Source organism: Streptomyces sp. NBC_00887 (assembly GCF_045207585.1).
In genome coordinates, this window is record NZ_CP108788.1 from 8243249 (window position 1) to 8262274 (window position 19026).

A 19026-nucleotide genomic window follows, 5' to 3' on the forward strand; every position below is an offset into this window, starting at 1 on the left:
ACGCAAGAACGAAGGGAAGCGCCCGGAGGGCCCCGGTGAAACGGGACCGAAGGAAGCGTCCGTTCCTTGAGAACTCAACAGCGTGCCAAAAGTCAACGCCAAATTTGTTGATACCCCGGCCCACTTCGGTGGGTTGGTGGTTCCTTTGAAGTCCTACTGGCCCATGTGGCGGGTAGGCAACATCAGCGAGGACGCTGTGGATGACCAGCCCTATTCCGGTTGGTTGTCCCGCTCTTTTATGGTGCTCTCCCGATTACGGGAAAACATTCATGGAGAGTTTGATCCTGGCTCAGGACGAACGCTGGCGGCGTGCTTAACACATGCAAGTCGAACGATGAAGCCCTTCGGGGTGGATTAGTGGCGAACGGGTGAGTAACACGTGGGCAATCTGCCCTTCACTCTGGGACAAGCCCTGGAAACGGGGTCTAATACCGGATAATACTCTGTCCTGCATGGGACGGGGTTAAAAGCTCCGGCGGTGAAGGATGAGCCCGCGGCCTATCAGCTTGTTGGTGGGGTAATGGCCTACCAAGGCGACGACGGGTAGCCGGCCTGAGAGGGCGACCGGCCACACTGGGACTGAGACACGGCCCAGACTCCTACGGGAGGCAGCAGTGGGGAATATTGCACAATGGGCGAAAGCCTGATGCAGCGACGCCGCGTGAGGGATGACGGCCTTCGGGTTGTAAACCTCTTTCAGCAGGGAAGAAGCGCAAGTGACGGTACCTGCAGAAGAAGCACCGGCTAACTACGTGCCAGCAGCCGCGGTAATACGTAGGGTGCGAGCGTTGTCCGGAATTATTGGGCGTAAAGAGCTCGTAGGCGGCTTGTCACGTCGGATGTGAAAGCTCGGGGCTTAACCCCGAGTCTGCATTCGATACGGGCTAGCTAGAGTGTGGTAGGGGAGATCGGAATTCCTGGTGTAGCGGTGAAATGCGCAGATATCAGGAGGAACACCGGTGGCGAAGGCGGATCTCTGGGCCATTACTGACGCTGAGGAGCGAAAGCGTGGGGAGCGAACAGGATTAGATACCCTGGTAGTCCACGCCGTAAACGTTGGGAACTAGGTGTTGGCGACATTCCACGTCGTCGGTGCCGCAGCTAACGCATTAAGTTCCCCGCCTGGGGAGTACGGCCGCAAGGCTAAAACTCAAAGGAATTGACGGGGGCCCGCACAAGCAGCGGAGCATGTGGCTTAATTCGACGCAACGCGAAGAACCTTACCAAGGCTTGACATATACCGGAAAGCATCAGAGATGGTGCCCCCCTTGTGGTCGGTATACAGGTGGTGCATGGCTGTCGTCAGCTCGTGTCGTGAGATGTTGGGTTAAGTCCCGCAACGAGCGCAACCCTTGTTCTGTGTTGCCAGCATGCCCTTCGGGGTGATGGGGACTCACAGGAGACTGCCGGGGTCAACTCGGAGGAAGGTGGGGACGACGTCAAGTCATCATGCCCCTTATGTCTTGGGCTGCACACGTGCTACAATGGCCGGTACAATGAGCTGCGATGCCGCGAGGCGGAGCGAATCTCAAAAAGCCGGTCTCAGTTCGGATTGGGGTCTGCAACTCGACCCCATGAAGTCGGAGTTGCTAGTAATCGCAGATCAGCATTGCTGCGGTGAATACGTTCCCGGGCCTTGTACACACCGCCCGTCACGTCACGAAAGTCGGTAACACCCGAAGCCGGTGGCCCAACCCCTTGTGGGAGGGAGCTGTCGAAGGTGGGACTGGCGATTGGGACGAAGTCGTAACAAGGTAGCCGTACCGGAAGGTGCGGCTGGATCACCTCCTTTCTAAGGAGCATCTAGGTTCTCTTCGGGGAATCCAGAGACCATTTCGTCGGCAAATGTTCGACGGTGGTTGCTCATGGGTGGAACGTTGACTATTCGGCACGACAGGTTGTTTTTGCGAGTACTGCTTCGGCGTGGAAAGTGAGAGGGATCGGTCGGGTCGGGCACGCTGTTGGGTATCTGAAGGTACGGGCTCGTTGAGTCTGGATCTTCGGTTGCCGGCCCCAGTGCACTCGTTCTTCGGAACGGGGTGATGGGTGGCTGGTCGTTGTTTGAGAACTGCACAGTGGACGCGAGCATCTGTGGCCAAGTTTTTAAGGGCGCACGGTGGATGCCTTGGCACCAGGAACCGATGAAGGACGTGGGAGGCCACGATAGTCCCCGGGGAGCTGTCAACCAAGCTTTGATCCGGGGGTTTCCGAATGGGGAAACCCGGCAGTCGTCATGGGCTGTCACCCACTGCTGAACACATAGGCAGTGTGGAGGGAACGCGGGGAAGTGAAACATCTCAGTACCCGCAGGAAGAGAAAACAACCGTGATTCCGGGAGTAGTGGCGAGCGAAACTGGATGAGGCCAAACCGTATGCGTGTGATACCCGGCAGGGGTTGCGCATGCGGGGTTGTGGGATCTCTTTTTCATGGTCTGCCGACTGTGAGACGAGTCAGAAACCGTTGGTGTAGGCGAAGGACATGCGAAAGGTCCGGCGTAGAGGGTAAGACCCCCGTAGCTGAAACATCAACGGCTCGTTTAAGAGACACCCAAGTAGCACGGGGCCCGAGAAATCCCGTGTGAATCTGGCGGGACCACCCGCTAAGCCTAAATATTCCCTGGTGACCGATAGCGGATAGTACCGTGAGGGAATGGTGAAAAGTACCGCGGGAGCGGAGTGAAATAGTACCTGAAACCGTGTGCCTACAAGCCGTGGGAGCGTCGCTGTTGTTCTTCGGAACAGCAGTCGTGACTGCGTGCCTTTTGAAGAATGAGCCTGCGAGTTTGCGGTGTGTTGCGAGGTTAACCCGTGTGGGGAAGCCGTAGCGAAAGCGAGTCCGAATAGGGCGATTTAGTAGCGCGCTCAAGACCCGAAGCGGAGTGATCTAGCCATGGGCAGGTTGAAGCGGAGGTAAGACTTCGTGGAGGACCGAACCCACCAGGGTTGAAAACCTGGGGGATGACCTGTGGTTAGGGGTGAAAGGCCAATCAAACTCCGTGATAGCTGGTTCTCCCCGAAATGCATTTAGGTGCAGCGTCGTGTGTTTCTTGCCGGAGGTAGAGCACTGGATAGGCGATGGGCCCTACCGGGTTACTGACCTTAGCCAAACTCCGAATGCCGGTAAGTGAGAGCACGGCAGTGAGACTGTGGGGGATAAGCTCCATGGTCGAGAGGGAAACAGCCCAGAGCATCGACTAAGGCCCCTAAGCGTACGCTAAGTGGGAAAGGATGTGGAGTCGCAGAGACAACCAGGAGGTTGGCTTAGAAGCAGCCACCCTTGAAAGAGTGCGTAATAGCTCACTGGTCAAGTGATTCCGCGCCGACAATGTAGCGGGGCTCAAGCGTACCGCCGAAGTCGTGTCATTCCAGCACATACCCCCAACGGGGGCTGGGATGGGTAGGGGAGCGTCGTGTGCCGGGTGAAGCAGCCGCGGAAGCGAGTTGTGGACGGTTCACGAGTGAGAATGCAGGCATGAGTAGCGATACACACGTGAGAAACGTGTGCGCCGATTGACTAAGGGTTCCTGGGTCAAGCTGATCTGCCCAGGGTAAGTCGGGACCTAAGGCGAGGCCGACAGGCGTAGTCGATGGACAACCGGTTGATATTCCGGTACCCGCTTTGAAACGCCCAATACTGAATCAGGCGATGCTAAGTCCGTGAAGCCGGCCCGATCTCTTCGGAGTTGAGGGTAGTGGTGGAGCCGATGAACCAGACTTGTATTAGGTAAGCGATGGGGTGACGCAGGAAGGTAGTCCAGCCCGGGCGGTGGTAGTCCCGGGGTAAGGGTGTAGGCCGTGTGGCAGGTAAATCCGTCACACATTAAGGCTGAGACCTGATGCCGAGCCGATTGTGGTGAAGTGGATGATCCTATGCTGTCGAGAAAAGCCTCTAGCGAGTTTCATGGCGGCCCGTACCCTAAACCGACTCAGGTAGTCAGGTAGAGAATACCGAGGCGTTCGGGTGAACTATGGTTAAGGAACTCGGCAAAATGCCCCCGTAACTTCGGGAGAAGGGGGGCCATCACTGGTGAGGGAACTTGCTTCCTGAGCTGGGGGTGGCCGCAGAGACCAGCGAGAAGCGACTGTTTACTAAAAACACAGGTCCGTGCGAAGCCGTAAGGCGATGTATACGGACTGACGCCTGCCCGGTGCTGGAACGTTAAGGGGACCGGTTAGTGCACTTTCGGGTGTGCGAAGCTGAGAACTTAAGCGCCAGTAAACGGCGGTGGTAACTATAACCATCCTAAGGTAGCGAAATTCCTTGTCGGGTAAGTTCCGACCTGCACGAATGGCGTAACGACTTCTCGACTGTCTCAACCATAGGCCCGGTGAAATTGCACTACGAGTAAAGATGCTCGTTTCGCGCAGCAGGACGGAAAGACCCCGGGACCTTTACTATAGTTTGATATTGGTGTTCGGTTCGGCTTGTGTAGGATAGGTGGGAGACTTTGAAGCGGCCACGCCAGTGGTTGTGGAGTCGTCGTTGAAATACCACTCTGGTCGTGCTGGATGTCTAACCTAGGTCCGTGATCCGGATCAGGGACAGTGTCTGATGGGTAGTTTAACTGGGGCGGTTGCCTCCTAAAGAGTAACGGAGGCGCCCAAAGGTTCCCTCAGCCTGGTTGGCAATCAGGTGTTGAGTGTAAGTGCACAAGGGAGCTTGACTGTGAGACCGACGGGTCGAGCAGGGACGAAAGTCGGGACTAGTGATCCGGCAGTGGCTTGTGGAAGCGCTGTCGCTCAACGGATAAAAGGTACCCCGGGGATAACAGGCTGATCTTCCCCAAGAGTCCATATCGACGGGATGGTTTGGCACCTCGATGTCGGCTCGTCGCATCCTGGGGCTGGAGTCGGTCCCAAGGGTTGGGCTGTTCGCCCATTAAAGCGGTACGCGAGCTGGGTTTAGAACGTCGTGAGACAGTTCGGTCCCTATCCGCTGTGCGCGTAGGAATATTGAGAAGGGCTGTCCCTAGTACGAGAGGACCGGGACGGACGAACCTCTGGTGTGCCAGTTGTCCTGCCAAGGGCATGGCTGGTTGGCTACGTTCGGAAAGGATAACCGCTGAAAGCATCTAAGCGGGAAGCCTGCTTCGAGATGAGTATTCCCACCACCTTGAGTGGTTAAGGCTCCCAGTAGACGACTGGGTTGATAGGCCAGATGTGGAAGCCCGGTAACGGGTGGAGCTGACTGGTACTAATAGGCCGAGGGCTTGTCCTCAGTTGCTCGCGTCCACTGTGTTGTTCCCAGGCCACGAATAGTCGTGCTGGTTGAACAGTTTCACTACTTAATTGAAAAGTGTGCTTGTTCGCTAAGTGCCGATGCTCTGCTTTTCATTGCGGAGCTGGCCGATAGTGTTTCGGTGGTCATTGCGTTAGGGAAACGCCCGGTTACATTCCGAACCCGGAAGCTAAGCCTTTCAGCGCCGATGGTACTGCAGGGGGGACCCTGTGGGAGAGTAGGACGCCGCCGAACAATCTTTCAAGGACCCTTGGTCCCAGCGTTCATGCTGGGACCAAGGGTCCTTTTGTTTTTGTCGAAGCGCGTCGGATGGTCGGCTGCGCGAGAATGTCTGTGGTACCCGATGACAGGAGTCACCCCCATGTCCACCAACTCTTCCGACGACCGTCCGGAGCGCGAGCCGCGTCGCCGTGACGGCGGTGACAGGGGCGGTTTCCGTGGCGGTCGTGACGACCGGTCCGGCGCGCCTCGACGTGACACCAACGACCGTGCCAGCGGCCCCCGCCGGGACGACAGCCGTGGTGGCAGCACCGGCGGCGGCCCCCGCCGGGACGACAGCCGTGGTGGCAGCACCGGCGGTGGCTTCCGTCGCGATGACAGCCGTGGTGGCAGCACCGGCGGTGGCTTCCGTCGTGATGATCGTGCGCCGCGTCGTGATGACGAGCGTGGTGGGTACCGCGGTGGTCAGCGTGACGACCGTGGCGGTCGCCCCACCGGTGGCTTCGAGCGCCGTGACGACCGTCCCAGCAGCGGCCCCCGCCGGGACGACAGCCGTGGCGGCAGCACCGGCGGCGGCTTCCGTCGTGATGACCGTGCTCCGCGGCGTGATGACCGTCCCAGCAGCGGCCCCCGTCGCGATGACAGCCGTGGTGGCAGCACCGGTGGTGGCTTCCGCCGTGATGACAGCCGTGGTGGCACCGCCGGCGGCGGTTTCCGTCGTGATGATCGTGCGCCGCGTCGTGATGACGAGCGTGGTGGGTACCGCGGTGGTCAGCGTGACGACCGTGGCGGTCGCCCCACCGGTGGGTTTGAGCGCCGTGACGACCGTCCCAGCAGCGGCCCCCGCCGGGACGACAGCCGTGGCGGCAGCACCGGCGGCGGCTTCCGTCGTGATGACCGTGCTCCGCGGCGTGATGACCGTCCCAGCAGCGGCCCCCGTCGCGATGACAGCCGTGGTGGCAGCACCGGTGGTGGCTTCCGCCGTGATGACAGCCGTGGTGGCACCGCCGGCGGCGGTTTCCGTCGTGATGATCGTGCGCCGCGTCGTGATGACGAGCGTGGTGGGTACCGCGGTGGTCAGCGTGACGACCGTGGCGGTCGCCCCACCGGTGGGTTTGAGCGCCGTGAGGACCGCGGTGGTCGCCCCAGCGGCGGCTTCGAGCGCCGTGACGACCGTCCCAGCAGCGGCCCCCGCCGGGACGACAGCCGTGGTGGCACCGCCGGCTTTGGCTTCCGTCGTGATGATCGTGCGCCGCGTCGTGATGACGAGCGTGGTGGGTACCGCGGTGGTCAGCGTGACGACCGTGGCGGTCGCCCCACCGGTGGGTTTGAGCGCCGTGACGACCGTCCCAGCAGCGGCCCCCGCCGCGACGACAACCGTGGCGGCAGCACCGGCGGTGGCTTCCGTCGTGACGACAACCGTGGCGGCAGCACCGGTGGTGGCTTCCGCCGTGACGACAACCGTGGCGGCAGCACCGGTGGTGGCTTCCGCCGCGACGACCGTGGTGGTCGTGACGACAGGAGCCGTGACCGGGACCGTGCGCCCCGTCGCGACAACGACCGCGGTGGCTACCAGGGTCGCGACGACCGCGGTGGTTACCAGGGTCGCGACGACCGCGACCGTGAGCCGATCAAGCGGCTTCCCATCCCGGACGACGTCACGGGCCAAGAGATCGACAAGGATGTCCGGCAGGAGCTGTACAGCCTGCCCAAGACCCTGGCCGATGACGTCGCTCGTAACCTCGTGATGGTGGCCCGCCTCCTCGATGAGGACCCCGAGCAGGCATACGCGTACTCGCGTATCGCACTGCGTCTTGCCTCGCGCGTCGCAGCGGTGCGTGAGGCGGCCGGCTTCGCGGCGTACGCGACGCAGAAGTACGCGGAGGCACTGGCCGAGTTCAGGGCGTCCCGTCGCATGACCGGCTCCGTGGACCTGTGGCCCGTCATGGCCGACTGCGAGCGCGGACTCGGCAGGCCCGAGCGGGCGATGGACATGGCCGGTGGGCCCGAGGTCCAGAAGCTGGACAAGGCAGGCCAGGTCGAGATGCGCCTGGTAGCCGCCGGAGCCCGCAGGGACATGGGGCAGATCGACGCGGCAATCGTCACCCTGCAGGGCCCCGAGCTCGCCTCCAGCTCCGTGCACTCGTGGACGCCGCGCCTGCGGTACGCGTACGCGGACGCACTCCTGGAAGCCGGGCGCGAGGACGAGGCACGTGAGTGGTTCGGCAAGGCCCTCGAGGCGGACAAGGACGGGGCGACCGACGCGTCGGACCGGCTCGCCCAGCTCGACGGTGTGGAGTTCGTCGACGCCATGGGTGAGGACGACGAGCACCCGGCTGTGGCCGAGGCCGAGGCCGAGGCCGAGGCGCCGGGCGCCGCGGAGCAGGACGAGGACGACGGCGTCGAGGAGTACTACGACGAGGACGACCTGGAGATCGAGGAAGTCGACGACGACGACGCGGAGGGTTCCGCGAAGGCGTAAGCGCTGAACGGCTGAAAGAAGGAGGGCGGCACCCGTGACGGGTGCCGCCCTCTTCTGTTTGTCGCCCGTCCTCAGTCCGTGTCGAGACTGCGCAGAACGAGACCCGTGGCCGGCTTGGGGCCGAACGAGGTCGACTTGCGGGGCATGGTGACGCCCTGTCTGGCCAGGTCCCGGACGACGTCCTCGCGGACCGGATGCATCAGCACCGCCGTGGCATTGTGCCGCTCGGCCTGCTCGACGGCCGCCGCGGTGTCGTGGATGTACGCGATGTGCTCCGGCGCGTCGGGAATCCTCCAGACATGGTCCAGGAGTGTGGAGTGCAGCACGGTCGCGTCCAGTGCCCGCCAGGCCGCCGGCCGGTCGGCACGAACCGTGCGGGCGAGGAGGTCTCCGTCCGGCCGGTCGACGAGGTGGAAACTGCCGTCGCCGGCGAACAGAAAGGCGTTGCCCTCCGCGGCGGCCTCCGTGAGCGCGTCGAGGGCCCGGGGGAGCGGCCCCTCGATCTCCCTGACCCGGAAGCTGCTGCCCAGGGCCTCGATCGCCTCGGCGACCGGAAGGCGGTGCAGCAGCCGGTGGATGGCACGGACCTGCAGGGGATAGCGGGCCGTATCGACGAGGAGGACCAGCCCGAAGTCCCAGGGGCCCGGCGCCGGCTGTTCCTTCTGGAGCCGGAGATAGGTGGCCCAACGATGGTGGCCGTCGGCGATCAGCGCCTGGCGGCGGGAGAGATCCGCCTGGATCTCCGCGTGCTCGCCGGGATCGGTGACGGCCCAGAGGCGGTGGCTGAAGCCGTCCTCCGTCGTGGTGGTGAGCAGCGGGAGGCGTTCCAGCACGCGTTCGATGACGGCGTTCGCTCCCGCTCGCGCGCCGTCGCTGACGTAGCTGAGCAGCAGAGGTTCGAGGTGGGCCGCCGCGGTGCGCATCAGGTCGGCGCGGTCCTCCACGACATCGGCCATGACGTCTTCGTGCGGGAGCACGATGCCCTCGCCGGCGGGGGAGAGCGCCAGGGCCCCGATCACACCACGCTGCAGGATTCCGCCGCGTCGCTGTTCGTAGACGTAGAGCGCCGGGACGGGGTCCGGAGCGAGAACGCCCTCGGCGAGCCAGCGCTTCAGGGTCTCGGCTGCCTGCTGGTGGCGCGCCGCGGCGGTGCCGGCCTGCGGAAGGATCAGCCGCACGATGTTGTGCGGGTCCGCGGACTCCAGGTGGTGCAGCCCGTCGGGCCTGACCACGACGTCGTACGGCGGTGAGGTCACCGCGGCAAGGCTGCCGACCCGCTCGGGGACGTACCGCAGCCCGCGGAAGGGGATCAGCCGCAGTCCCTGCTCGGCGGGCCCTGATGTGTTCATTTGTGCATCGTATGTGCGGTCCCTATATGCGCGATGATCGGGGCAGAGGCATGGAAAGAGGAGCACAGGCATATGAGTCAGCAGTACAGGTCACGGCCGCTCGGGAGCACCACGGCGCTGAGCGAGGCGTACGACACGGCTCTGCTCGATCTCGACGGGGTGGTGTACGCGGGCGGGCACGCCATCGTCCACGCCGTCGAATCGCTGGGCAGCGCACGTGAGGGCGGGATGCGGCTGGCGTACGTCACGAACAACGCCCTGCGCACCCCCGACGCGGTGGCGGAGCACCTGACGGAGCTCGGGGTGCCGGCGGAGCCCGCCGATGTGATCACGTCGGCGCAGGCGGTGGCCCGGCTGATGGCCGATCAACTGCCCTCCGGGGCCAGGGTGCTCGTGGTCGGCGGGGAAGGGCTGCGCGTCGCCCTGCGCGAGCGGGGGCTGGTGCCGGTGGAGTCGGTGGACGACGAGCCGGTGGCGGTGGCGCAGGGGTACGGCGGACCGGACCTGGCGTGGGGGCGGTTCGCCGAGGCGGCGTACGCGATCGCGCGCGGGGCAGTGTGGTTCGCGTCCAATACGGACCTGACGATTCCCGGCGCCCGCGGCATAGCGCCGGGCAACGGTGCGGCGGTGGAGGTCGTACGCATCGCCACCGGTGCCGAGCCGCAGGTCGCCGGCAAGCCGTTGCCCCCGATGCACCGGGAGACGGTCCTGCGGACCGGTGCCGAGAGGCCGCTGGTCGTCGGGGACCGGCTGGACACGGACATCGAGGGCGCGTTCAACGGAGGAGTCGACTCGCTGCTGGTGCTCACCGGCGTGACCGACGCGGCACAGTTGCTGGCCGCCGAGCCGAAGTACCGGCCGACGTATGTGGACCGGGACCTTCGGGGGCTGCTCACCGGTCAGCCGGAGGTGGCGGAGGAGGGCGGCCGGGTCAGCTGTGGTGGCTGGACGGCCGAGGCACAGGGGGACGCCCTGGTGCTGGAGGGCGACGGCGATCCGTTGGACGGGCTGAGGGCCCTGTGCGGTGCGGCATGGACGTACGCCGGTGAAGGTGCCTGCGGGCTCGACTCGGCGAAGGCGGTGGCCAGGCTCGGGCTGTAGGCGCCGGGGCGGAGGCGCACGCCGAACCGGCCAGGTGAGACAACTGGAGGGTAGGCTAACCTAACCCGGTGTTGGTTGAGAGTCCCCCCGAATCGAGCGCCGGCCCCGCGGCCACGCCGGAAAAGCCCACGCGCCCCGCGCGTCATGCGGTGCGTGCCGCAGGTCTGCTGGCAGCCGTGGGCGTCCTGGTCCTGGTCTGCCTCGCGAGTGTCGCGATCGGGGCCAAGGCGCTGCCCCTGTCCGAGGTCTGGCACGGCCTGTTTCACTACTCGGGAACCAACGGTGACGTCCTCGTACGGGACGTGCGCGTCCCGCGGACCGTGCTCGGGCTGATCGTCGGGGCGGCACTCGGCCTCTCCGGCGCGGTGATGCAGGCCCTGACCCGTAACCCGCTCGCCGAGCCCGGCCTGCTGGGTGTCAACGCGGGCGCTGCCGCGGCGGTCGTCTCCGCGATCAGCTTCTTCGGCGTCACCTCGCTGACGGGGTACGTCTGGTTCGCGTTCGCCGGTGCCGCGGTGGTGTCCGTGGCCGTGTATCTGCTGGGCGGCAGCCGGTCCGCGAACCCGGTGCGGCTCGCGCTCGCCGGTACGGCGGTCACCGCGGCGCTGTTCGGCTACGTCAACGCCGTACAGCTGCTGGACGCGGCGGCGCTGGACCGGCTCCGGTTCTGGACCGTCGGTTCGCTGGCCTCCGCCACCATGGAGACCGTCGGCAAGGTGTGGCCGTTCATCGCGCTCGGCGTGCTGCTCGCGCTCCTCATCGCCCGGCCGCTGAACGCCCTGGAGATGGGCGACGACACGGCCAGGGCGCTCGGTGCCCATCTGACCCGGACCCGCGTCCTCGCGATGGCGGCCGTCACCCTGCTCTGCGGGGCGGCCACCGCCGCCTGCGGGCCGATCGTCTTCATCGGGCTGATGATCCCGCACCTCGTCCGCACCATCACGGGGCCGGACATGCGGTGGATCCTGCCGTACGCGGCCGTGCTGTCGCCCGTGCTGCTGCTCGGCGCGGATGTGGTCGGCCGGGTCATGGCTCGCCCCTCCGAACTGCAGGTCGGCATCGTCACCGCACTGCTCGGCGGACCCGTCTTCATCCATCTCGTACGACGCAAGAGGATGGCCCAGCTGTGAAGGCCCCGCAGGACACAGCGAAGTCCGTCCGCGCCGTACGGACCGCCGGCGGCTTCTCCTTCCGGGTGGACGTCCGGGCGCTCGTCGTGATCGTGCTGCTCGCCCTGGTGGCGGCAGCGGCGGCCGTGGTGCTCACCGGCAGCGGCGACTACTCCATGACGCCGGGCGAGGTCCTCACCACGCTGTTCGGCAACGGGACCTTCCAGCAGGAGTTCATCGTCACGGACCTGCGCCTGCCGAGGGTCCTGGTCGGACTCCTGGTCGGTGCCGCGCTCGGCGTGGGCGGAGCCGTCTTCCAGAGCGTCTCCCGCAACCCGCTGGGCAGCCCCGACGTGCTCGGCTTCGGCCAGGGCTCCGCGGTCGGCGCCCTCACCGTGATCGTGCTCTTCCACGGAGGGCCGACCGAGGTCGCCGCGGGGGCCGTGGCCGGAGGCGTGCTCACCGGTGTCGCCGTCTACCTGCTGGCCTGGAAGCGGGGGGTGCACGGCTACCGGCTCGTCCTCGTCGGCATCGGCGCGGCCGCGATGCTCACCGCGGCCATCCACTACCTGATCACCAAGGCCAACCTCGTCGACGCCACCCGCGCCGTCGTCTGGATGACAGGCTCACTCGACGGCCGGGACTGGGCCCAGGTCTGGCCGCTCCTCGCGGTCTGCGGCGTTCTCGTCCCCCTGGTCCTGGGCCACGGACGCGCCCTGCGCATGCTGGAGATGGGCGACGACGCCGCACACGCCCTGGGCGTACGGGTGGAACGCACCCGGCTCGTCCTGCTGGGCTGCGCCGTGATCCTCGTCGCCGTCGCCACGGCTGCCGCCGGCCCCATCGTCTTCGTCTCGCTGAGCGCCCCGCAGGTCGCCCGCAGGCTCACCCGCTCGCCCGGCCCCAACCTGGCCGCCGCGGCGTGCACGGGCGCGGCCCTGCTGCTCGTCGCCGACTGGACCGCGACGAACGCCTTCGGGGACCGCCGGCTTCCGGTGGGTGTGGTCACCGGTGTGCTGGGTGGCTGCTACCTGCTGTGGCTGCTGGTGTCCGAGCGCAAGGCGGGACGCATATGAAGCCCGGTACACCGGTGGCGGCACCGGACACCTCGCAGACGAACCCCATCAACTCCGGGAGTACGACCATGCAGCGCCTCACCGCAGACTCGGTGACCCTCGGCTACGACCAGCGCGTCATCGCCGAGGACCTCTCGGTCGAGATCCCCGACAACTCCTTCACGGTGATCGTCGGTCCCAACGCCTGCGGCAAGTCGACCCTGCTGCGCGCGCTGTCCCGGATGCTGAGGCCGAGCCGGGGCGAGGTCCTGCTGGACGGACAGGCCATCCACCGGATGCCCGCGAAGAAGGTCGCCAGGACCCTGGGCCTGCTGCCCCAGACCTCCATAGCCCCCGACGGCATCACGGTCGCCGACCTCGTCTCGCGCGGCCGGTACCCGCACCAGGGGCTGCTGCGCCAGTGGTCTCCCGAGGACGAACGGATCGTCGTGGAGTCCATGGCGTCCACCGGAGTCGGCGACCTCGCCGACCGCTACGTCGACGAACTGTCCGGCGGTCAGCGCCAGCGCGTCTGGATCGCCATGGCGCTCGCCCAGCAGACCCCGCTGCTCCTGCTCGACGAGCCGACGACGTACCTCGACATCCAGCACCAGATCGACGTGCTCGACCTGTGTGCCGAACTCCACGAGACACAGGGACGCACGCTGGTCGCCGTGCTGCACGACCTCAACCACGCCGCCCGGTACGCCACCCACCTCATCGCCATGCGCCGGGGCGAGATCGTCGCCGAGGGCGTCCCCGGCGATGTGGTCACGGCGGAGCTGGTGGAGGAGGTCTTCGGGCTGCCGTGCCAGGTCATCGACGACCCGGAGACGGGAACACCGCTCGTGGTCCCGGCCGCCCGCCGGAAGCGGGCCGGCGCCAGGGCCACCGCCGGGGCCTGAGGGGCACGGCCTACAACAGGGACCTGAGCTTCAGCAGATCGCGGAAGCCCGCCTCCAGCCGGACCCGGCCCGAGCCCCAGGCCTTCGCGAAATTGAGCTCGCCGTTCACCATGGCCACCAGATCGTCCCCGGTCATCGCGAGCCGGATCTCGGCCTTCTCGCGGGGGGGACCCTCGACCGTGTCGAGTACCCGGATCCGGCCACCCGACAGCCGCCCGATGAACGTGACGTCGAGATCCTTGATGTGGCAGCTCAGCGAGCGGTCGAGAGCAGCAGCGCTGCGTACGTCGCCGTCGGCACCTGCCAGGTTGCCGGAAAGTGTGTCGAGTGCGCTGCGGCACTCCGCCATGGTCGCCATCGCCACCGACGGTACCCCAGCCGTTCGGGGTAGCGTTTCGGGCATGAGCGACTGGATGCCGGAGCCGGGGACGGCACAGGAGGGCGACGCGGAACCCGGGGCCGCGGCACAGCCCGACGTGCCGCCCGCGCCCTCCTTCGACCCGGCCCCGCCCGCCCCCCTCGGTGTCGCACGCACCGCCACCGGGCATCCCGGGGTCGATGCGCAGCTGGAGCGACTGGCCGACGCGGACCACCTCCCGGCGGACGGGCACACCGCGGTGTACGAGGATGTACACCGCGGGCTGCGCGACGCGCTGACCGAGCTGGACGCCGGACCCGCACCCGCACCCCCGTACAACAACAGGAGCTGAACGAGAAGTGGCAGGAGTGGCACGTCGCCGCCTCGACGCCGAGCTGGTGCGCCGCAAGCTCGCGCGCTCGCGCGAGCACGCGAGCCAGCTGATCGCGGCGGGGCGGGTGACCGTCGGCGGCAGCACCGCGACCAAGCCCGCCACCCAGGTCGAGACGAGCGCCGCCGTCGTCGTCGTGAAGGACGACAGCGACCCCGAGTACGTCTCGCGCGGCGGGCACAAACTCGCGGGCGCGCTCGACGCCTTCGTCCCCCTCGGGCTGAAGGTCGAAGGACGACGGGCCCTGGACGCCGGCGCGTCCACGGGCGGATTCACCGATGTGCTGCTGCGGGCCGGAGCCAGGCACGTCGTCGCCGTCGACGTCGGCTACGGGCAGCTGGCCTGGTCCCTGCAGTCGGATGAACGCGTCATCGTCAAGGACCGTACCAATGTGCGGGAGCTGACGCTGGAGCAGCTCGACGGAGAGGCGGTGGACCTGGTGGTGGGCGATCTGTCGTTCATCCCGCTCGGTCTCGTACTGCCCGCCCTGGCGCGCTGCGCAGCACCCGACGCGGACCTGGTCCTCATGGTCAAGCCGCAGTTCGAGGTGGGCAAGGAGCGCCTCGGAAGCGGTGGTGTGGTCCGCAGCCCCGAGCTGCGGGCCGAAGCGGTACGGGAAGTGGCGCGCCGGGCCGGCCTCCTGGGCCTCGGCGTCCGGGGTGTCACGGCGAGCCCGCTGCCCGGGCCGTCGGGAAATGTCGAGTACTTTCTGTGGCTGCGGGCCGGAGCTCCTGAACTGGATCCCGCGGATGTCGACCGTGCAGTGGCGGAGGGGCCTCGTTGACGACGCATGCGGCACAACCCGAGAACGCGGTACGAACTGTCTTCCTGCTGGCGCACACCGGCCGCTCGGCAGCGATCCGCAGCGCCGAGCTCGTCGTCCAGGGCCTGCTGCGCAACGGCCTCGGCGTCCGGGTCCTGGCGGTCGAGGCGGCCGACCTGCCGCTTCCGCCGTCCGTGGTGACGGTCACCGATGCCACGCCCGCGGCCGTGGACGGCTGCGAACTGCTGATCGTGCTCGGCGGGGACGGGACGCTGCTGCGCGGCGCCGAGATCTCCCGGGCATCCGGCGTACCCATGCTGGGCGTCAACCTCGGGCGCGTCGGATTCCTCGCCGAGGCCGAGCGGGACGACCTCGACAAGGTCGTCGACCGGGTCGTCACCCGCGCGTACCAGGTCGAGGAGCGCATGACGCTCGACGTCATCGTCCACAGCAACGGCGACATCGTGCACACCGACTGGGCGCTCAACGAGGCGGCCGTGCAGAAGGTCTCGCCCGAGCGGATGCTGGAGGTCGTGCTCGAGATCGACGGCCGGCCGGTGACCGGCTTCGGCTGTGACGGAATCGTCTGCGCCACGCCGACCGGCTCGACCGCCTACGCCTTCTCGGCGGGCGGCCCCGTCGTCTGGCCCGAGGTCGAGGCCCTGCTGATGGTGCCGATCAGCGCCCACGCGCTGTTCGCCAAGCCGCTGGTGACCTCACCCGACTCGGTACTCGCGGTCGAGGTACAGCCGCACACCCCGCACGGGGTGCTGTGGTGCGACGGCCGCAGGACCGTCGAGCTGCCTGCGGGGGCACGCGTCGAAGTGCGGCGCGGTGCGGTTCCCGTACGGCTGGCACGGCTGCACCAGGCCTCGTTCACGGACCGTCTGGTCGCCAAGTTCGCGCTTCCGGTGCAGGGCTGGCGCGGCGCTCCGCACTGAGCGGAAAGCGGTCCCGGGGCCCGGGAGAGTGAACCGGTACCCGGGGCCCTTGGCGCACCGGGGTCCGGACCTCGTAAGGTCATGTCCGTGTTGGAGGAGATGCGGATACGGTCGCTCGGAGTCATCGACGACGCGGTGGTCGAGCTGTCACCCGGTTTCACCGCGGTGACGGGCGAGACCGGCGCGGGCAAGACCATGGTCGTCACCAGCCTGGGGCTACTGCTCGGGGGGCGTGCAGACCCTGCCCTGGTACGGATCGGGGCCAAGGCCGCGGTCGTCGAGGGGCGGATCACGGTGTCCGAGGGCGACGCGGCGGCGCTGCGCGCCCAGGAGGCGGGGGCCGAGATCGAGGACGGTGCGCTGCTCATCAGCCGTACCGTTTCGGCGGAGGGGCGCTCCCGCGCCCACCTCGGGGGCAGATCGGTGCCCGTGGGGGTCCTCGCCGAGCTCGCCGACGAACTCGTGGCGGTACACGGCCAGACCGACCAGCAGGGACTGCTCAAGCCCGCGCGGCAGCGGCAGGCCCTCGACCGGTACGCCGGCGACGGCGTCGAGGGTCCGCACACCAAGTACGCGGCGGCCTACCGGCGGCTGCGCGCGGTCGTCGTGGAGCTCGACGAGATCACCACGCGTACCAGGGAGCGGGCCCAGGAAGCGGATCTGCTGCGCTTCGGCCTCAACGAGGTCGCCGCGGTCGAGCCACTGCCCGGTGAGGACACCGAACTGGCCGCGGAGGCCGAGCGGCTCGGCCACGCCGAGGCGCTCGCCTCCGCGGCGGCCCTCGCGCACGCGGCGCTCGCGGGCGACCCGGAGGACCAGGAGGGCGTGGACGCCACGACCGTCGTCGCGGCGGCAGGCCGGTCCCTGGACGCCGTGCGGGCCCACGACCCGGCGCTGGCCGCGCTCGCCGACCGCATCGGCGAGATCTCCATCCTGCTCGCCGACGTGTCCGGGGAACTCGCCGGGTACGCCGACCAGCTGGACGCCGACCCGCGGCGGCTCGCCGCCGTCGAGGAGCGGCGCTCGGCGCTGACAGCGCTGACCCGCAAGTACGGTCAGGACGTCTCCGCCGTGCTCGCCTGGGCCGAGGAGGGTGCTGCCCGGCTGACGGAGCTCGAGGGCGACGACGACCGCATCGGTGAGCTGACGGCGGAGCGCGACGCGCTGCGCAGCGAGCTCTCCGGGCTCGGGCAGGCGCTGACCGACGCGCGTACGGAAGCGGCGGCACGTTTCGCCGGGGCGGTGACGGAGGAACTGGCGTCGCTCGCGATGCCGCACGCCCGTGTGTCCTTCGCCATCCGGCAGACGGAGGCGGCGGACGAGGCGTCCGGCATCGACATCGGCGGGCGGAGCGTGCTCTACGGGCCGTCCGGCGCCGACGAGGTCGAACTCCTGCTGGCACCGCACCCCGGGGCCCAGCCCCGGCCGATCGCCAAGGGGGCGTCGGGCGGTGAGCTGTCGCGGGTGATGCTCGCCGTCGAGGTGGTCTTCGCGGGTTCCGACCCCGTACCGACGTACCTCTTCGACGAGGTCGACGCGGGTGTCGGCGGCAAGGCCGCCGTCGAGGTGGGCCGTCGGCTGGCCAAGCTGGCCAGGTCCGCGCAGGTCGTGGTGGTGACGCACCTGCCCCAGGTGGCGGCCTTCGCCGACCGGCAGCTGCTGGTCGAGAAGACGGTGGACGGCTCGGTGACGAGCAGTGGCGTCACAATCCTGGAGGGCGAGGACCGGGTGCGCGAACTCTCCCGGATGCTGGCCGGACAGGAGGACTCGGAGACGGCACGGGCCCACGCCGAGGAGCTGCTGGCGACGGCACGGGCGGACGGATAGCGGATTCTGGTGTCAATACCGGGCCGCCGATCTCACTCCAACGGGTGGGGTGGCCCGGTCGCCTGTCGCCGCAAGGACGGGAACAACGTTTCGTCAGTCCCGGAACGTGCGTACGGACTGGCATCCTTGGTCTGTACATACCGCCGACTCCGGAGCTCCGGGAGCCATTCGACGTGTCACAGCTGCGTACGGTCCAAGTCCTGGGCGGTGGTGCCGGAAGCAGCGCTCATGTCGTCTCGCTCGCCGCAGGTCTGGTCGCCAGAGGGGTGCAGGTCACGGTCTGCGCCCCCGCCGGAGCCGACCGCGGCCATGACTTCCCCGCGACGGGAGCCCGCTTCGTCGCGGTACCCCGGCGCAGCGACCCCGCAGCCGTCGCCGCCCTGCGCGCCGCCTGCGCCGGCGCAGACGTGGTCCACGCGCACGGTCTGCACGCCGCCGTCCGGACCGGGCTCGCGCTCAGCGGCCGCCGTACGCCGCTGGTCGTGACCTGGCGTGCCCGTGCCCACACCGAAGGCGCCCGCCGCCGGCTGCTGCACCTGCTGGAGCGAAGGGCCGCCCGGGCGGCGGCCGTCGTGCTGGGTACGTCCTCGGATCTGGTCGACCGGGCCCGCCGCCGGGGCGCCAGGGACGCGCGCCTCGCACTGGCCGCGATCCCGGCGGGCCCCTCTGCCGCCACCGGTCACGACGGCAAGGCGCGCGTCGAACTGGGAGCGGTGGGAAGGCCGTTGCTCGTATCGGTCGGAAGTCTCCTGCCGCACCACGGCTTCGGCGCGCTGCTGGACGCCGCCCGCGTCTGGCGTGAACTGGACCCCGTACCCCTGCTGGTGATCGTGGGGGAGGGGCAGGAGCGGGCCGCCCTGCAGCGCAGGATCACCGACGAGCAACTGCCCGTCCTCCTTGCCGGCAGCCGGGACGACACCGTCGAGATCCTCGCCGCGGCGGACCTTGCCGTGCTGACCTGCGGCGGGGAGTCGCCGCCGCCGACGGCGGCGCACGAGGCGCTGCGGCTGGGGGTGCCCCTCGTGGCGGCCACGACCGGCGGGCCGGCCGAACTGGCGGGCGACGCGGCGGAACTGGTTCCCCCCGGGGACGCGGAGGCGCTCGCGCGCGCCGTCGTAAGGCTCCTCGGCGACCGGGAACGGCGCGAGCGGCTCGCAGCGGCGGGGCTCGTGCAGGCCGCGGGGTGGCCGACCGAGGACGACACGATCGCCCATGTGCTGTCCGTCTACGACGAGTTGGCGCAGCCACTGGCCACGGTCCGCACATGAGGCCCCGGGGGCGCGAGCC

General features: G+C 67.8%; 13 protein-coding genes and 3 rRNA genes. 14 read left to right on the forward strand and 2 right to left on the reverse strand.

The features are described from left to right. Positions 1-266: 266 nt before the first annotated feature. From OG844_RS37610 to OG844_RS37630, 5 genes are all read left to right on the forward strand, one after another. Positions 267-1792 (forward strand): 16S ribosomal RNA (locus OG844_RS37610). Positions 1793-2093: 301 nt separating this feature from the next. After that, positions 2094-5218 (forward strand): 23S ribosomal RNA (locus OG844_RS37615). A 138-nt stretch (positions 5219-5356) separates the two neighbouring features. Further along, a 5S ribosomal RNA gene (gene rrf, locus OG844_RS37620) occupies positions 5357-5473 on the forward strand. Together the 16S, 23S and 5S rRNA genes form the textbook arrangement of a ribosomal RNA operon. 284 nt (positions 5474-5757) lie before the next feature. Next, a complete protein-coding gene (locus tag OG844_RS37625) occupies positions 5758-7206 on the forward strand; it encodes a hypothetical protein (protein WP_406389133.1) in 1449 nt (482 codons plus the stop codon). Further along, the gene (locus OG844_RS37630) at positions 7206-7940 is read left to right on the forward strand and encodes a hypothetical protein (protein WP_406389131.1); all 735 of its coding nucleotides are present in this window, start codon (positions 7206-7208) and stop codon (positions 7938-7940) included. The genes OG844_RS37625 and OG844_RS37630 overlap by 1 nt, the downstream gene beginning before the upstream one ends. Before the next feature lie 71 nt (positions 7941-8011). Here OG844_RS37630 and OG844_RS37635 read toward each other — a convergent pair whose 3' ends face one another. Continuing rightward, positions 8012-9289 (reverse strand): DUF1015 domain-containing protein, encoded by a 1278-nt coding sequence (locus tag OG844_RS37635; protein WP_406389130.1) that lies wholly within the window; start codon positions 9287-9289, stop codon positions 8012-8014. Positions 9290-9361: 72 nt separating this feature from the next. Between OG844_RS37635 and OG844_RS37640 the strand changes: the two genes are divergently transcribed. The 4 genes from OG844_RS37640 to OG844_RS37655 all read left to right on the forward strand — a co-directional run bounded on the left by OG844_RS37640 (position 9362) and on the right by OG844_RS37655 (position 13459). Beyond that, positions 9362-10390: an HAD hydrolase-like protein gene (locus OG844_RS37640; RefSeq protein ID WP_406389128.1), complete on the forward strand. Its 1029-nt coding sequence runs from the start codon at positions 9362-9364 to the stop codon at positions 10388-10390. 149 nt (positions 10391-10539) lie between these two features. Beyond that, the gene (locus OG844_RS37645) at positions 10540-11520 is read left to right on the forward strand and encodes a FecCD family ABC transporter permease (RefSeq protein WP_406396045.1); all 981 of its coding nucleotides are present in this window, start codon (positions 10540-10542) and stop codon (positions 11518-11520) included. After that, positions 11517-12575 (forward strand): FecCD family ABC transporter permease, encoded by a 1059-nt coding sequence (locus OG844_RS37650; protein ID WP_406389127.1) that lies wholly within the window; start codon positions 11517-11519, stop codon positions 12573-12575. Before OG844_RS37645 ends, OG844_RS37650 begins: the two co-directional genes overlap by 4 nt. 68 nt (positions 12576-12643) lie before the next feature. Next, complete coding sequence (locus OG844_RS37655) at positions 12644-13459, forward strand: ABC transporter ATP-binding protein (protein WP_406396043.1); 816 nt, start codon at positions 12644-12646, stop codon at positions 13457-13459. A gap of 10 nt (positions 13460-13469) precedes the next feature. Here the strand turns inward: OG844_RS37655 and OG844_RS37660 are convergent, their stop codons facing one another. Next, entirely contained in the window at positions 13470-13817 is a 348-nt protein-coding gene (locus OG844_RS37660) for an SCP2 sterol-binding domain-containing protein (RefSeq protein ID WP_406389126.1), read from the reverse strand. Positions 13818-13860: 43 nt separating this feature from the next. On the opposite strand from OG844_RS37660, the gene OG844_RS37665 reads away from it, so the two are divergent. From OG844_RS37665 to OG844_RS37685, 5 genes are all read left to right on the forward strand, one after another. Beyond that, on the forward strand, positions 13861-14169 hold the full coding sequence (locus OG844_RS37665) for a hypothetical protein (protein WP_406389124.1): 309 nt from the start codon (positions 13861-13863) through the stop codon (positions 14167-14169). Positions 14170-14176: 7 nt separating this feature from the next. After that, on the forward strand, positions 14177-14992 hold the full coding sequence (locus tag OG844_RS37670) for a TlyA family RNA methyltransferase (protein ID WP_406389123.1): 816 nt from the start codon (positions 14177-14179) through the stop codon (positions 14990-14992). Beyond that, positions 14989-15912 (forward strand): NAD kinase, encoded by a 924-nt coding sequence (locus tag OG844_RS37675; RefSeq protein WP_406389122.1) that lies wholly within the window; start codon positions 14989-14991, stop codon positions 15910-15912. The genes OG844_RS37670 and OG844_RS37675 overlap by 4 nt, the downstream gene beginning before the upstream one ends. 81 nt (positions 15913-15993) lie before the next feature. Continuing rightward, positions 15994-17739, forward strand: a complete 1746-nt coding sequence (recN, locus tag OG844_RS37680) for a DNA repair protein RecN (RefSeq protein ID WP_406389120.1) — start codon at positions 15994-15996, stop codon at positions 17737-17739. Between the two features lie 173 nt (positions 17740-17912). Further along, positions 17913-19007 (forward strand): glycosyltransferase family 4 protein, encoded by a 1095-nt coding sequence (locus tag OG844_RS37685; RefSeq protein ID WP_406389119.1) that lies wholly within the window; start codon positions 17913-17915, stop codon positions 19005-19007. The last annotated feature ends 19 nt before the right edge of the window (positions 19008-19026 follow it).